At 37.8% G+C, this 15,282-nt stretch carries 14 protein-coding genes; 13 read left to right on the top strand and 1 reads right to left on the bottom strand.

Annotated elements, in window-relative coordinates; all coding sequences use genetic code 11:
- The first annotated feature begins 64 nt into the window (after positions 1-64).
- The 5 genes from ezrA (at position 65) to SLH51_RS06315 (ending at position 6,840) form a co-directional block, all read left to right on the top strand.
- Entirely contained in the window at positions 65-1,753 is a 1,689-nt protein-coding gene (gene ezrA / locus SLH51_RS06335) for a septation ring formation regulator EzrA (RefSeq protein WP_335960003.1), read from the top strand.
- 249 nt (positions 1,754-2,002) lie between these two features.
- Positions 2,003-3,145 carry a cysteine desulfurase family protein gene (locus SLH51_RS06330; RefSeq protein ID WP_335960002.1) on the top strand — a complete coding sequence of 381 codons (1,143 nt, stop codon included), beginning with the start codon at positions 2,003-2,005 and terminating at the stop codon, positions 3,143-3,145.
- Positions 3,142-4,344, top strand: a complete 1,203-nt coding sequence (thiI, locus tag SLH51_RS06325) for a tRNA uracil 4-sulfurtransferase ThiI (protein ID WP_335960001.1) — start codon at positions 3,142-3,144, stop codon at positions 4,342-4,344. The genes SLH51_RS06330 and thiI overlap by 4 nt, the downstream gene beginning before the upstream one ends.
- Before the next feature lie 157 nt (positions 4,345-4,501).
- Complete coding sequence (locus tag SLH51_RS06320; protein ID WP_332689879.1) at positions 4,502-4,711, top strand: alpha/beta-type small acid-soluble spore protein; 210 nt, start codon at positions 4,502-4,504, stop codon at positions 4,709-4,711.
- Between the two features lie 539 nt (positions 4,712-5,250).
- A complete protein-coding gene (locus tag SLH51_RS06315) occupies positions 5,251-6,840 on the top strand; it encodes an amidohydrolase (RefSeq protein ID WP_335959998.1) in 1,590 nt (529 codons plus the stop codon).
- A 49-nt stretch (positions 6,841-6,889) separates the two neighbouring features.
- Here SLH51_RS06315 and SLH51_RS06310 read toward each other — a convergent pair whose 3' ends face one another.
- Complete coding sequence (locus SLH51_RS06310) at positions 6,890-7,687, bottom strand: NAD kinase (protein ID WP_335959996.1); 798 nt, start codon at positions 7,685-7,687, stop codon at positions 6,890-6,892.
- Between the two features lie 96 nt (positions 7,688-7,783).
- On the opposite strand from SLH51_RS06310, the gene sppA reads away from it, so the two are divergent.
- The 8 genes from sppA to SLH51_RS06270 all read left to right on the top strand — a co-directional run bounded on the left by sppA (position 7,784) and on the right by SLH51_RS06270 (position 15,281).
- Positions 7,784-8,776: a signal peptide peptidase SppA gene (sppA, locus tag SLH51_RS06305; protein WP_335959994.1), complete on the top strand. Its 993-nt coding sequence runs from the start codon at positions 7,784-7,786 to the stop codon at positions 8,774-8,776.
- A gap of 15 nt (positions 8,777-8,791) precedes the next feature.
- Positions 8,792-9,349 (top strand): RDD family protein, encoded by a 558-nt coding sequence (locus SLH51_RS06300; protein WP_335959992.1) that lies wholly within the window; start codon positions 8,792-8,794, stop codon positions 9,347-9,349.
- Between the two features lie 93 nt (positions 9,350-9,442).
- Positions 9,443-10,105: a DUF2953 domain-containing protein gene (locus SLH51_RS06295; RefSeq protein WP_335959991.1), complete on the top strand. Its 663-nt coding sequence runs from the start codon at positions 9,443-9,445 to the stop codon at positions 10,103-10,105.
- A 21-nt stretch (positions 10,106-10,126) separates the two neighbouring features.
- Positions 10,127-10,597 carry a GerW family sporulation protein gene (ytfJ, locus tag SLH51_RS06290; RefSeq protein ID WP_335959990.1) on the top strand — a complete coding sequence of 157 codons (471 nt, stop codon included), beginning with the start codon at positions 10,127-10,129 and terminating at the stop codon, positions 10,595-10,597.
- Between the two features lie 460 nt (positions 10,598-11,057).
- Positions 11,058-11,558 (top strand): thiol peroxidase, encoded by a 501-nt coding sequence (gene tpx, locus SLH51_RS06285; RefSeq protein ID WP_335959988.1) that lies wholly within the window; start codon positions 11,058-11,060, stop codon positions 11,556-11,558.
- A 216-nt stretch (positions 11,559-11,774) separates the two neighbouring features.
- Positions 11,775-12,767 (top strand): class I SAM-dependent methyltransferase, encoded by a 993-nt coding sequence (locus tag SLH51_RS06280; protein ID WP_335959986.1) that lies wholly within the window; start codon positions 11,775-11,777, stop codon positions 12,765-12,767.
- Positions 12,768-12,999: 232 nt separating this feature from the next.
- Complete coding sequence (locus SLH51_RS06275; RefSeq protein ID WP_335959984.1) at positions 13,000-14,187, top strand: acetate kinase; 1,188 nt, start codon at positions 13,000-13,002, stop codon at positions 14,185-14,187.
- A 137-nt stretch (positions 14,188-14,324) separates the two neighbouring features.
- On the top strand, positions 14,325-15,281 hold the full coding sequence (locus tag SLH51_RS06270; protein WP_335959982.1) for a 3'-5' exoribonuclease YhaM family protein: 957 nt from the start codon (positions 14,325-14,327) through the stop codon (positions 15,279-15,281).
- The last annotated feature ends 1 nt before the right edge of the window (position 15,282 follow it).

Raw genomic sequence — 15,282 nt, 5'->3', positions numbered from 1 at the left:
AAACAACAAGAAGCTTAAAAATGTAATGTTGTAGATTAGAAGAGCGGAAGAAAGGAGTCCTCACATGATTTATTTTATCTATCCAGCTATAGCGCTTATAGTCATTTTCATAATTGTGAGTGCAATTATGCGGAAGCGTATTTATAAAGAGGTTGATCGATTAGAGGAATGGAAAAATGGAATACTGAACCGGGATATCCCGGATGAAATTGGTAAAGTAAAGCGACTGCAAATGTCCGGACAAACAGAAGAAAAGTTTGAAACATGGCGAAGTGAGTGGGATGAAATTGTCGGAACCATTTTACCTGATATTGAAGAACGTCTCTTTGACATAGAGGACTATGCTGCTAAAAATCGCTTTAAAAAAGCACAACAGGAATTAGCAACTACGGATCAAAGGCTTGTTGGGATTGAAGACCAAATCAAACAACTTTTAGAAGACGTGCAAAGTCTTGTTTCTAGTGAAGAACAAAATCGTACTGAAATAGATGAGGTTCGGTCAGCCTATAAAGAGCTATTTACAATTATAACTAAAAAAAGAGGTTCTCTAGGTCCTGGACTTACTGCATTTGATGAAAATATGGATAAAATCAATGAATTGTTCGAGTCATTTGACCAATCGACTTCTGATGGAAGTTACTTGCAAGCAAGAAATTATCTACTAGAAGCTACTACTCTACTTAAGGAATTAGAAGAGTTAATTGAGCGCTATCCTAGACTTCTCGTGCAAGTCGAAACAAAAATTCCCGCTGAGGTGAAAGAGATACAAAACGGCATGGAGGAAATGGATCAAGCTGGCTATCAACTCGAAGCATTTTCGATTCAGTCTAGGTTAGAAATGATTGAGAAGGAATTAGTAAAAATCAAAGAGGATTTATTCGTTTTAAAATGTGATGGAGTCGAGGACAAGCTTACTGAAATGTCTAATCAAATTGACCAGCTTTATGAGATGTTAGAATTCGAAGTTGAATCAAAACAATATGTATTTACTAAATTAGACGAATTAACAAATCAGGTTCAAATAAGCAGAGAAAAAGTTGAAGCATTATTTAATGAAACGGTGGATGTTCAGCAAAGTTATTTCATCTCTGATCAGCAAATAAATGAGCAAAAGCAAATGAAAGAAAATGTACATAACTTAACGAATAAGTTGTATGTTCTATGTGACTTAGCAGACAATCAAAAACAAACATACACGTCGATTAGAGACTTAGTTGATGAATGGCAAAGTGAAATGATTAAGTTAGATACTCGTATTGAACAAGAAAAAGAGACTTTGTTTGCTCTTCGAGAAGATGAGCGGAAAGCAAAAGAAACCTTACATTCTCTTCAGGATACGATGGTTGAGATGAACCGTGTATTAAAAAAGAGTAATATTCCAGGATTGCCTAATCGAGCACTTGATCAATTACAAAGTGCTGAAGAGAAAATTATTGATGCTTCGAATCAGCTACAAGTAGTTCCACTTGAACTCGGGCGTGTAAACGTGTTAGTAGAAGAAGCTACAATAATTGTTGAGGAAAACAGTGAGTTGATTCATGAAATGATTGAATTAGCTGAACTAGTAGAACGTGTTATTCAATATGGAAATCGCTATCGTAGTCGTTCGGAAAAAGTGGAAGCTGGTTTAAATGAAGCGGAATTACTTTTCAGACAATATGAATATGAAGAAGCACTTGATTGTGCTGTTCGTGTAATAGAAAAATATGAACCAGACGTTCTAAACGTTGTAAAAGAATATTTGCCTGTGTAAGATGTAGAAAAGGTCTGATTAAGGAGTCGAGTTACTTCTTGGTTAGGTCTTTTTTTTATGAATTAACAAAATGATAAGCGGTTACGAGAATTTACGCGAGTTCTTCGGTCGAGAAAGAACTCGGAGTGAGTTTGATTTATTTTTTTAGGGATCTTGCAAAAGCCAAGTTTTTCTATTGTCATTTAACATTTTTGTGCTAACATATATGGATGCGTAGAGTTAGAACGAGACTTTAGGAGGGAAGATGAGATGATTTACTTAGATAATAGTGCTACGACGAAACCTTATCCAGAAATAGTTGATACTTACTCAAAAGTAGCATCGACTTACTTTGGGAATCCGTCCTCTCTTCATTCTCTTGGGATGCAGGCTGAAGGTCTTGTAACAGAATCCCGAAGCAGGATAGCGAATGTACTTGGTGTAAAAGCAAAGGAAATCATATTCACTTCTGGTGGAACAGAGGGAAATAATATAGCAATAAAAGGCACGGCTTGGGCAAAAAGAAGTCGCGGAAAGCATCTTATTACGACCCAAGTGGAACATGCTTCTGTTTTCGAAGCGTTTGCTCAGCTTGAACAAGAGGGCTTTGAAGTGACCTATTTACCAGTTGATCATGAAGGGAGAATTCATGTTTCAGAGCTTGAGTCTGCGATACGACCAGACACGACTCTTGTTTCTGTTATTCATGTAAATAACGAGACAGGTACGATTCAACCTGTTTATGAAATTGGGCAATTATTAGGGAACTTTCCACAAATTCATTTTCATGTTGATTATGTACAGGGACTAACGAAAGTCCCTTTGAATATTCGAAAAGCAAGGATAGACCTTTGCTCATGTTCTGCTCATAAATTCCATGGTATGAAGGGAACTGGATTTTTATTTGTAAGAGAGGGACTAAGAATCGATTCATTGTTTCATGGGGGAGACCAGGAAAATCAGCTACGTGCAGGTACAGAAAATGTAGCTGGTATTGTTGCGATGGCTAAAGCACTACGTGTCGCTTTTGAAAAACAAAGTAGGCATAGCGAGCTTGTACGTCTACGTGAGCAATTAATTAGAGATCTCGAAACAATTGAGGGAGTCGTTATAAACAGTCCAATCAAACATGTAGCACCTCATATTATAAACTTTTCGATACTTGGGACGAAACCTGAAGTAGTTGTCCAAGCGCTAACAGCAAAAGAGGTCTATGTATCTACGAAGTCAGCTTGTTCGTCCAAATTATCTGCACCGAGTCGAGTGCTGAGTGCGATGGGATTCAGTGAAGAAAGAGCTAGTTCAGGGATCCGTGTAAGTTTTTCATATGAGACAACAAAGCAAGAGATAGATCGATTTATAACGGAGATTAAAGCTATTATTCCGGAATTACGGGAGGTAATCAATTCATGATGTATGATCATATTCTAATTCGATTTGGCGAGCTTGCCTTAAAAGGGAAAAATCGCTCAATATTTGAAAAACAATTGCAGCAAAACATAAAAATGAGTCTGAAACTCATACCCAACTTACAAGTAAAAAGGACATATGGTCGAATTGTGATTGAACTAAATGGTGAGAATCATGAACCAATTGTTGAAAAGTTACAACATATTTTTGGTATTCATTCTTTTAGTTTGGCTCTGAAGGTTGAAAATACGATAGAAGCAATGCAAAAAGGTGCATTACAAGTATTAAATGATCATGTGAAAGTGAATACATTTAAGATAACCGCGAGAAGAGCTTATAAGCCTTTTCCACTTGATACGATGCAACTAAACCGAGAAATCGGAGGGTATGTATTAGCAAATTCAGAAGATATTAAAGTAGATGTTCACAACCCAGATGTAGATATTCGAGTAGAAGTTCGAGAAACCGCAACGTATGTTACATCAGGATCCTATGCAGGAGCTGGTGGTCTACCGGTTGGTACGAGCGGAAAAGTGTTATTGTTGCTGTCAGGTGGGATTGATAGCCCAGTAGCTGGTTATTTAACGATGAAGCGTGGAGCGAAAATTGAAGCTGTTCACTTTCATAGCCCACCCTATACAAATGAACGTGCTAAGCAAAAAGTGTTGGATTTGGCAAAAGCTTTGACGAAGTTTGGCAGTAGCGTTACAGTGCATTTAGTTCCTTTTACAGATGTACAAAAGCATATTCACCAGCAAATTCCAAGTAATTTACAAATGACGATTATGAGAAGGGTTATGCTAAGAATTAGTGAAAAAATTGCGAATGAGCGGAAGATATTAGCACTTGCTACTGGCGAAAGTCTTGGACAGGTCGCTAGCCAGACGTTGCATAGCATGAATACGATAAATGAGGTTACAAATTTGCCGATAATTCGTCCACTTGTAACGATGGATAAATTAGAAGTTATTAGCCTAGCTAAGAAAATAGATACGTATGAAACATCGATATTGCCCTTTGAAGATTGTTGTACGATCTTTTTACCTCCTGACTCTAAAACAAGACCAAAGAGAGAGCAGGCGAATAAATATGAGCAGTATATTGAAGTGGAGCGCTATGTGAACGATGCGGTTGAACGTACAGAGAAGATAGTTCTTACAAGTTCAACCCCCGTTAATAACGATGTTGATAATCTGTTTTAATCTTTTGTCATAAATAAATCTGGATCATAATTGGCTCATTTATCAAATGATGAATGTGTTTGTGGAGAGCTGAAAATTCTCAGCAATTACCAATAAACTTTTTGCATGTTTTACACGTCTCTTACTCATTCTATGAGTACAGAAGGAGGTGATAAACATGGCAAGTAACAACAACAGTAATTCAAATCAACTTCTTGTACCTGGTGTACAACAAGCTCTTGATCAAATGAAGTATGAAATTGCTTCTGAATTTGGTGTTCAACTTGGTGCTGATGCAACGTCTCGTGCTAACGGTTCTGTTGGTGGAGAGATCACTAAGCGTTTAGTTCAAATGGCTGAACAACAAATGGGTGGATCACAACAATAATTAAATATATCATGGCTGTGAGAAGGGTGTTTGTTCACCCTTCTCTTTTATATGCCCCAGGCATTCGCATATTCTCTACGGTTCAAGTCCCGAACTGTGAAAACAGTAGTAGCAGTTAGCTTAAGACACAAAGGAGTGCGAAATAACCTCAACGTTTTTCATCATCCCTCAAAGAACCAGAAGTCTGCAAAGAGCTGCTCCTATTACAAAAATTGACTTCTCCTTATAAATATCCAAGACGAATTGAGTTTGTAAAAGAACTGCCGAAAACGTCTTCAGGAAAAATTAGAAGAGTGGAACTGCGGCAACAGGAGAAAACAAATCTTGCTTAAAGTAATTTTATTGGACGAACCTTACCATTGTTACAGTAGGGTTCGTTTTTCTATATAAGACTAAATTAAGTACGGGATCGTGTGAAATCAATTAGGTTCTATTTATAAGGATCTAATGACAGATAGATTTTCTCTAAAAAAATTGCATGTTAGTGCGGTTTCTGGCAGGATGAAAGGTGTAAGTGGATTATTGAGGAGGATCGTTTGATGGGAACACTTTGGCATAATGGAACGTTTTTTACAATGAGAGACGAGAATGAGTCAGTTTCTGCTGTTTATGTAGAAGATGGCTTCATTCGTGGATTAGGAGATCAAGAGGAGTTAGAAAATCGTTTCTCTGGTTTGATTGAAAAGAGGCATAACTTACAGGGTGCTTTTGTTTATCCGGGGTTTGTCGACAGCCATCTCCATATTATTGGTCACGGCGAAAAGTTGATTCGTCTTGATTTATCAGAGGTCAATTCTGCTGAAGAAATGAAAAGAAAATTAGAGGAAAAATATAGAAGTTCAAATGACAATGATTGGATTTTTGGTGAAGGATGGAATGAAAATAATTTCTCTGATCGGAAAATTTTTCATAAACAGGAGCTTGATGAAATTTCACTAAATAAACCGATGTTTCTTACACGAATTTGCCGCCATGCTGCACTTGTTAACAGCAAAGCATTAGAACTAGCCCGTATAACAAAGGAAACAGACGATCCAAAAGGGGGAGTTATTGTACGCGATAACAATGGTGAACCGACGGGATATCTTCTTGATACTGCGGCTGATTTAGTGAAAGATGTAATCCCAAATGTATCAGAAGAGTATGTGGAACGAGCTCTTCAAGTAGCTGTTAACGACCTGTTTCGTGTTGGGTTAGTTGGAGGACATACAGAAGACCTCTATTATTACGGGGGGTTCAAAAAGACATTTGACCAATTCTTCAAGGTAATAGACGGTAGAGAAGTTAAGTTTCGCGCACACCTGCTTGTACATCATGAGGCGATATGGGAAATGGAAAAGGAAGGATACGACAAAGGCGAGGTTACACCTTTTATTGAGCTCGGAGCGGTCAAAATTTTTGCTGACGGAGCCCTAGGCGGAAGAACAGCTTATTTATCTAATCCATATACAGATGATCCGTCAACATCAGGAGTGGCCATTCATTCAGAGGAAAGTATGAAAGAAATTGTTATGAAGGCTCGAAAAAAAAATCGTCCTGTAGCTATCCACACGATTGGTGACGGTGCCCTGGATATGGCTTTAACAGTATTGGAGCAATGTCCATTAGAAGAGGGAAGAGACCGTTTAATTCATGTGCAAGTTGTTAATGAATCATTGATTGAGCGTATGAAGAAATTGCCATTAATTCTTGATTTGCAACCTAGATTTGTGGCCTCTGATTTCCCGTGGGTAATGGAGAGGTTAGGAGAAGACAGAATTAAGAAATCATTTGCATGGAAAACTTTGATTGATTCTGGTTTGCATTGTGCGGGAGGCTCTGATGCCCCAATTGAACCAGTTGACCCATTACTGGGTATTCATGCAGCTGTAACAAGAAAAAGAGTGGGAGAATCCCATGAAGGTTACGGGGCAGAGCAAAAACTAACTCCATTTGAAGCCGTTCAACTATTTACTTCAGGAAGTGCGTATGCGATTGAGCGCGAACGAGAACGTGGATACATAGCTGAAGGGTTTGTAGCTGACTTTACAATTCTTGATCGAAATCTTTTTTCAATAAAAGCAGATGAGATTCTACTCACGAACCTGGTTATGACTGTAGTTGATAATACAATTATGTATATGAACTAAAAATAAGCCTGTCCTACTAAGAAAGACGTATGGGGCAGGCTTACTTTTCTTATAAGAAATTGCGCTGTACTTTTTCCCAAAACGAATTATTTTTCAACTTTAATACTTTGATTGAGCGATCTGCTAAACGCAATTTTAGTTGCTTCGCGTGGCGAATGCTAAGAGCTTCATTATCAACGCCGATAATAGGGTGGTCATTTCCATCTTGTACGACCTTTAATGTTAAATCTCGATTAGCACCGAGTAAAAAAGATGTTCCAAGCGTTCTGTATTCATTATTGTTTAAGGAGGCAATTTCACTTACTTGCAGTGATGGAAGGGTTGGGTCGACAACGGCTCCGTTAACTGACATATTATAAGCTGTACTACCAGTAGGAGTTGAAACAATCATTCCATCTCCACGAAATGTTTCAAAAAGGAGGTCATCGATAAAGACATCAATAACAAATGTTTTGATGACATTTGATCGTATAGAACATTCATTTAAACAATAAAATGGTTGTTCTTCATCAATAGTTACTTCTAATACGGGATAGCGACGAACTTCTACTTCATCATTTTTCATAGCATCAATCATACGTTTGATATCGGCAATCGTAAAATCTGTATAAAAGCCTAGCGAATCTGTATTAATTCCAATATATAAACAATCATCGCGAAAGCCTGTTTTACGTGTTGCTTGTAAAAAAGCATTATCACCACCGATGCTTGCGATGATGTTTGCTTCGCTTACAGTTGAAACAAGATTAAAGTCATTGTTTGTAGCTAGTTCTCGAATTGGCTGAATTAGATCTTCCATTTCATTTGTCTGCTTGTAAGATAAATATAGATTCCTTTTTGATGACATGGTATCTCATCCTCTCAAAATGTTCATATTTGGTTTTTATGTTATCATAACCATGGACTAGGAAAAAGAAACCATTATGTGACGAGGAGTGAGAGAATGAGTCGTAAGCGTTGGTTAGCATTAATTGCAGTGGCGATGTTACTAGTTGTATCTCTTGTTGTTAATGCTGCAACTTCAACTATTTTTTCAAATACAAATTCTATTTTTGAGACGATGGGGCAAGATTGGACAGAACAAATCATCGAGTCTGGGGAAGACTTTGGTGGGTCCATTGTAGTTCTGGAAGTAAATGGTGCTATCCAAGATACAGGAGATGGAGGGCTATTTGCAACAACCGGATATAGACATCAAATGTTTCTTTCTCAAATTGAACATGCCGCAAAAAATCCAACTGTAGAAGGCATTATTATAAGGGTCAATACTCCAGGTGGAGGTGTCGTGGAAAGTGCAGAAATTCATGAGAAAATCGTGCAGGCACAATTTGAGTATGATAAGCCAATCTTTGTTTCAATGGGCAGTATGGCTGCCTCAGGTGGATATTATATTGCAGCGCCTGCTGATAAAATTGTTGCCAGTCCACAAACGATAACAGGCTCAATTGGCGTGATTATGGAATCGATAAATGTAGCAGAGCTTGCTGAAAATTATGGTGTGAAAGTGAACACGATCAAAAGCGGTCCTTATAAGGATATTATGTCCGCCACACGTGAAATGACAGATGGAGATCGAGCGATTCTCCAATCGCTTATTGATGAGTCATATGATGAATTTGTTCGGATTATTGCCGAAGGACGTAACATGTCAGAGGCAGAAGTGCGTGAGATTGCTGATGGTCGTATTTATAGTGGACGTCAAGCTTTAGATCTCAACCTTGTAGACGAGTTAGGCAGTTTAGATGACACGATTCTTATGATGCAGGAACTTGTTGGAAAAGTTGATGTTATCAAGTACGAACCACATATAGGCTTTCCATCCTTTTTATCAATGTCAATGAAACAATGGTTTAATGGGGACCATGAACTGGCGACTCTAGAACGAATATTATCAACGCATCGTTCGCCTACGCTTAAATATATTTATACAAATTAAGGGGGAGGGAACCGAGTGAATCAAATCTTTGAACGGCACTCAACACCTTTAAAAAGGAGAAGGTTGGTCAATGAACGTTTGCGAAACAGAATACAGGTTGAGCGCCCAAAGAAGGATCAAACTCAACTTGATAAAAAAGAAGACCTACATTTTGCTGGGTTTTGGATGCGATTTTGGGCATATCTCCTTGATATGATTGTGGTATTTTCAGTAAATGGACTACTCCTCTATCCTTTGTTCAAATTAACAAATATAAATGAGCTGCATTCAGTTGGATTCTTTCGTCTAGAAACTGTCTTAACAGCGCTTGTCTTTTTTCTTTATTTTGCCATTATGACAAAAATCTACGGGCAAACGATCGGGAAAATGGTCATGGGATTGAGAGTTATGTCAGCTACAAAGGATCAACTAAATTGGTCGCAAATACTTTTCAGAGAAGGAATCGGTCGCTTTTTACAACAAGCATTCTTTTTCTTATATGCAATTTATGTAATCATAGCTTTTACAAACAATAAACAAGGACTTCACGATAAGCTAGCGGACACGTATGTCATCTTTGAACGAAATAGTTGAATAGGGTAAGAAGAAACCTGCCAATATTGGCAGGTTTATTTCATATAAAAAAAGGAGATTATAATTGATAACCGCTATAAAAGGGAGACATTTATGATTTGGATGATAGTCATTGGAGCACTCATTTTGCTTGGCTTATTTATTATTATTACAAAAGTGAATATTGATATCTCTTATCGGCATAACCAGGATGATGATTTATTAGAAGTGAAAGTATCACTTTGGCGTATGAGAGTATATACGTTTTCTGCCCCTGTTATTAAGCTAGATGAAGATTCAGCTTCACTCCTTGTAGAAGAAGAACAAAAAATTGGGATGATGGAATCGAAAAAAAAGAAAAAGCCAATTACTCCTGAGTTAATTTTGGAAGATTTAAGGTGGTTAAGAGATTTTTTGAAGCATGTAGTTGGATTGCATAATATTGTTAGGCGTTTTTTGAAAAAGGTTAGTGTGAATCGGTTTACGTGGCATTCAGATATTGGAGTGGGCGATGCTGCCCATACTGCTCAACTGGCAGGAGCAATATGGGCATTGAAAGGGAGCATTATAGGCATTATCGGCAATTCAATGAGGATGAAGTTTATGCCAAAACTGTCAATTGACCCTCAGTTTCAAGGAGTTGTATCTCATACATACCTTTCTTGCATGTTTTCGTTCAGAATCGGACATGCTATCGTTGCAGGTCTAATGTTATTAAAGCATTGGAGACGAAGACCGAAAATGCCTAAAGCAGAATCGGTTGAAAAAAATATGTAATTTAAGAAGGAGGAAACGATTATGACAGACCATCCTATTCAAGGTTTAATGAAAACCGCAATGGAAAATTTAAAAGAAATGGTCGATGTAAACACGATTGTTGGTGACCCAGTTGAAACTCCTGATGGCAGCGTTATTATGCCCGTTTCAAAAGTTGGGTTTGGATTTGCTGCGGGAGGTAGTGAATTTGTCATTGAGGAACGCGGACCAAAAGAAGAGCATAAGCATCCTTTTGGTGGTGGTAGCGGTGGAGGTGTATCTATCACACCGATCGCTTTCTTAGTTGTTAATAGTGAAGGAGTTAAAATGGTTCACTTAGATAGTAACACTCATCTTTATGAAAAATTACTTGACTTTGCTCCACAAGTAGTAGATAAAATCCAACAAATGATTGGAAACGGCAATGCAGGTAACTCGAATCCAAATGCTGCAACAACGACCACGTTTGCTGAAACAACTACTACACCTAATAATCAACAACCGCCACTATAAAGAATGGGGTTCTTCCCCCATTCTTTTTTTTCTGAAAAGAAAAGTCAACTTTTTAGTTTCCACTTTGGAAGAGATAAGAAAACTACACCACCCACCTGAGGACAAACACCGATGGGAGAGAGAGGTTGGAGAATGACTAGCGCATTTTTTTAGGTGGCATGGCGGGAGGTAAGTTTTTGACTAAAAGGAACGGTGCCCAGGCTCCCTACATAACGGAAAGAGAAAGGAAAAGCTGTTTCTCTTTCCGTTATGTAGGGTGTGAGAGGTGAATGGTTAGGTGGTAAGAAAAACTACACCTCCCGCCTGAGGACAAACTCCGGTGGGAGAGAGAGGTTGGAGAATGACTACGCATTTTTTTAGGTGGTCTGGCGGGAGGAGAGTTTTTCTAAAAATTTGGCATATTTTCTTTCCTCATGTAAGATAGAGATTGTACATAATTTTCTTTAGAGGAGGAAGCATGATGGCAGAGATTACTTTTAAAAACAATCCAGTTACTTTATTAGGTACAGAGGTGAAGGTTGGGGAGAAAGCTCCTAATTTTACCGTTTTAGCTAATGATTTATCTGAAGTGACATTAGCTGATTCGAAAGGTAAGGTTCGCTTAATTAGTGTTGTTCCATCAATTGATACAGGGGTATGTGATCAGCAAACACGTCGTTTTAATGAAGAAGCAGCTGGTTTAGAGAATACTCAAGTATTAACAGTAAGTGTTGATTTACCTTTTGCACAAAAGCGTTGGTGTGCAGCAGCGGGGATTGAAAATGTTCAAACTGTTTCCGATCATCGTGACCTTTCTTTTGGGGAGGCATTTGGAGTAGCAATCGAAGAACTACGCCTGCTTGCTCGAGCTGTTTTCGTTATTGATTCTAATGATGTAGTTACATATGCTGAATATGTATCTGAAGCAACGAATCATCCAGATTACGAAGCTGCAATCGAAGCTGCGAAATCTGCTAAGTAAAATTATGAGCTTGATCCAATTTATGTATTTGACTCTATTTTTAGTTAGTAGAGGCCAATAGATTGGATCAAGCCTTTTTTTAATTGTAAGTTTATACACACTTTAATTTTAATCTAGTGGTTAAAAATAAAGACGTTATCAAAGGAATTTTGTAGAACAATTCTTTTTTTGCTACAATATACGGATGGATGAGCAAGGAAAGGGGAAAGAGAATGTATGAAAGATGATAAGATCGAGGGCCTATATACATATCTAGACGATACCGCGACTTTATTAGAAGAGAATGGACTCGGTACTTACTTAGAGGGGTTAGTTGAGGCAGGGGAGAACCTTTTTAGAGAGGAAATTCGTCAATTGTTACCAGATGATCAAGTCAAGGTGCTTAAGCAAACGCTAGAAAAAGTCTTGCAACAGGAAATTTCTCCTGAGGAAGTTCGAAAAGCCTATCAATTAGCTGTTCTAAAAGGAATGAAAGGAGCTGTGCAGCCACATCATTCAATGACACCAGATGCGGTTAGTTTGTTTATAAGTTATCTTGTTAATAAGGTTTTAGGAAAACGGCAAGACCATGTGACCTTACTTGATCTAGCTGTTGGTTCAGGGAACTTAGTGAGTACGCTTTTAAATCATGCAACAACACATCTTCAAGCTTTTGCTTTTGAAGTTGATGAAACATTATTAAAACTTGCCTTTGTAAATGCTAACTTACAAAAACATGAACTAAATTTGTTTCATCAAGACAGTGTAGAACCAATAGCGTTACAAGAAGTAGATATTGTCGTCACAGATCTACCCGTAGGATTTTATCCAAAGGATGATGTAGCACGAGATTATGAGCTACGTTCTTCGCAGGGGCATTCGCTTATTCATCATTTAATGATGGAGCAAGCCATTCAGAAAACAAAAGCAGGAGGGTTCCTCTTTTTTGTGATACCTAACTTTTTGTTTGAAAGTGAACAAGCAAAGCATTTACATGAATATGTAAAAAAAGAAACGAATATTCTAGGACTACTCCACCTACCTAAAAGTATGTTTCAATCCGAACAATTTGGAAAAAGTATTTTTATGTTACAGAAGAAAGGGGAAAGTACGAAGCAGCCGAAACAAGCATTGCTTGCAGAACTTCCTTCTTTCACCAAAAAAGAAGCACTTGCAGATATGATGAAGCAAATTAATGGATGGTTTGAAGCAGAACTTAGCATCAAATAAATATCGGCTTATCTCTTTAGGCATAATAGGACTTGACTAAGAAATGGTTGAGTCCTATTTTCAAATTTTAACTGGAAACGTATTCTTTAACCGTTTTCAATTCTGAAAATATTGAAAATGGTAGAAAGAAGAAGAAAATGAGAGAATAAACTTGAAATGATGATTTCGTGGTGCTTAAATGGAAGAGGATAAATTGATGCAAGTTTGAAGGAAAAAGGAGCTGTCTAAAAGAATGGCAAATATTATTGCAATTAATGCTGGAAGTTCTTCGTTGAAATTTCAACTACTGAACATGCCAGAAGAAACAGTAATTACAAAGGGCTTAGTTGAACGGATTGGATTAGGAGATGGAGTTTTTACAATTGAAGTTGAAGGTGAGAAGAATACAGATACGTTAGATATTCCTGATCATGCTTTTGCTGTAAAAACATTACTAGATAAATTAACAGGTTTAGGAATTATTCAATCATTAGATGAAATTGATGGAATTGGTCATCGTGTCGTACATGGAGGAGAGAAATTTAATGATTCTGTATTGATTACAGATGAAGTATTAACAGGAATTGAAGAAGTAACGGAGCTTGCTCCTTTGCATAACCCAGCAAATCTCGTGGGTATCAAAGCTTTTAAAGAAGTATTACCAAATGTACCAGCCGTAGCAGTTTTTGATACAGCTTTTCATCAAACAATGCCTGAAGCTTCTTTCTTATATAGCTTGCCTTATGAGTATTATGAGAAATTCGGAATTCGTAAATACGGTTTCCATGGTACATCACATAAGTACGTATCAGAACGTGCTGCAGAGCTTTTAGGGCGCCCACTTGAGCAGCTTCGTCTCTTGTCTTGTCATTTAGGAAATGGTGCAAGTATTGCAGCTATTGAAGGTGGGAAATCAATCGATACATCAATGGGCTTTACTCCACTCGCAGGTGTGACAATGGGTACTCGTTCTGGGAATATTGATCCAGCTTTAATTCCTTATATTATGGAAAAGACTGGACAAGATGCATATGAAGTTCTTGATACACTTAATAAGCGAAGTGGACTTTTAGGAGTATCTGGTTTTTCAAGTGATTTACGAGACATTGAAGGACAAGCTGCAGAAGGCAATGAACGAGCTGAGCTTGCGCTTGAAGTATTTACGTCTCGCATTCATAAATACATTGGCTCTTACGCAGCGCGTATGAGCGGGGTTGATGCCATTATCTTTACTGCAGGAATTGGTGAAAATAGTACGGTAATCCGTGAACGAGTTTTAAAAGGGCTTGAGTTCATGGGTGTTTATTGGGATCCAGCACTTAACAAAGTACGTGGGAAAGAAGCTTTTATTAACTATCCACATTCTCCCGTTAAAGTTATTATCATTCCGACAAATGAAGAAGTGATGATTGCACGAGATACAGTTCGTATGTCCATGTAAATGTTAAAAGAAGCATTGCTCAATCTGAGTAGTGCTTCTTTGCTTTTACAAGGGATGCGCGCTATCATTATCATTAGACTGAAAACTTTCTATGTCGCATAGAATGAAGAAAGAAGCGATAAGAGGGGGGATTGCAATTGTTACAATTGCAAGAGGGAGAAATGGTTACAGAATTTTTTCTTATAAAAGAACGAGAAATTAAACAGGCTTCTAATGGAAGTGATTATGCAAATTTCTTGTTAGAACGAAATTTAGAAGTCATACCGGCAAAGCTTTGGGATATTACAGCAGAACAGAAGGAGAAACTTAAACGCAAAGCAATTGTGAAAGTAGAAGGAAGTGTACTTACATATCGGGGGAAACTACAATTAACGATTCAAAGAATTCGAGTAGCTACTGAAGAGGATCAAGTAAATGTTTCTGAATTAATATCAAGAAAAGGAGTCCAACGGGAGGTCTTATGGCATGAGTTAAGGTTAATGATGGAAGAAGTGCAGTCAGAGACACTAAGAGCAATCATGAAGCAGCTTTTTAGTAGACGCATTTTAAGAGAGCGATTAACGACGATACCCGCTTCCAAAAGTTATCATCATACGTATTATGCGGGCTTACTCGATCATATTGTTCATGTCACTCAATCAGCACTGCAGCTTCTTCCTCTTTACCCAAAAGTAAGTAAAGATATTGTCGTGACAACGTGCCTGGTTCATGATTTAGGTAAGACAGAAGTTTTTACAGAGGCAGTAGCTCCTGAATACTCAACAACAGGAGAATTAATGGGACATATTGCTCTTGGATTAGAACTTGTTTATGATGCTGCAAAAGAAGCAGGAATTCCTAGTCATAATGACGAATTAATTGGCTTAAAGCACTGTATAGCAAGTCAGTTTGGGGAGGTAAGTCAAGGATTTGGAAGTACGGCCTCTCCTAAAACAGCAGAAGCTATTTTCTTTCAACATATAAAACAGATGAATACGATGTTACATGCATTTGAGATGGTTCAAGAACGAACAACTGAAGCATGGACTTATTCGCCAATGTTCAAAAGAAAAATGTATACAAAAGAACATGATCACGGTAATGAAGAGGGATAAT

The sequence above is a fragment of the Halalkalibacter kiskunsagensis genome (assembly GCF_037027555.1).
Taxonomy (GTDB): Bacteria; Bacillota; Bacilli; order Bacillales; family Bacillaceae_D; genus Halalkalibacter; species Halalkalibacter kiskunsagensis.
This window is presented reverse-complemented; position numbering and strand designations above follow the sequence as displayed.

What these genes read in the sequence shown, in the direction of transcription:
- SLH51_RS06315 (WP_335959998.1), top strand. Translation starts at nt 5,251, where the DNA reads ATGGGAACACTTTGGCATAATGGAACGTTTTTTACAATGAGAGACGAG.
- sppA (WP_335959994.1), top strand. Translation starts at nt 7,784, where the DNA reads ATGAGTCGTAAGCGTTGGTTAGCATTAATTGCAGTGGCGATGTTACTA.
- thiI (WP_335960001.1), top strand. Translation starts at nt 3,142, where the DNA reads ATGATGTATGATCATATTCTAATTCGATTTGGCGAGCTTGCCTTAAAA.
- SLH51_RS06275 (WP_335959984.1), top strand. Translation starts at nt 13,000, where the DNA reads ATGGCAAATATTATTGCAATTAATGCTGGAAGTTCTTCGTTGAAATTT.
- SLH51_RS06310 (WP_335959996.1), bottom strand. Translation starts at nt 7,687, where the DNA reads ATGTCATCAAAAAGGAATCTATATTTATCTTACAAGCAGACAAATGAA.
- tpx (WP_335959988.1), top strand. Translation starts at nt 11,058, where the DNA reads ATGGCAGAGATTACTTTTAAAAACAATCCAGTTACTTTATTAGGTACA.
- SLH51_RS06280 (WP_335959986.1), top strand. Translation starts at nt 11,775, where the DNA reads ATGAAAGATGATAAGATCGAGGGCCTATATACATATCTAGACGATACC.
- SLH51_RS06330 (WP_335960002.1), top strand. Translation starts at nt 2,003, where the DNA reads ATGATTTACTTAGATAATAGTGCTACGACGAAACCTTATCCAGAAATA.
- SLH51_RS06295 (WP_335959991.1), top strand. Translation starts at nt 9,443, where the DNA reads ATGATTTGGATGATAGTCATTGGAGCACTCATTTTGCTTGGCTTATTT.
- ezrA (WP_335960003.1), top strand. Translation starts at nt 65, where the DNA reads ATGATTTATTTTATCTATCCAGCTATAGCGCTTATAGTCATTTTCATA.
- SLH51_RS06320 (WP_332689879.1), top strand. Translation starts at nt 4,502, where the DNA reads ATGGCAAGTAACAACAACAGTAATTCAAATCAACTTCTTGTACCTGGT.
- ytfJ (WP_335959990.1), top strand. Translation starts at nt 10,127, where the DNA reads ATGACAGACCATCCTATTCAAGGTTTAATGAAAACCGCAATGGAAAAT.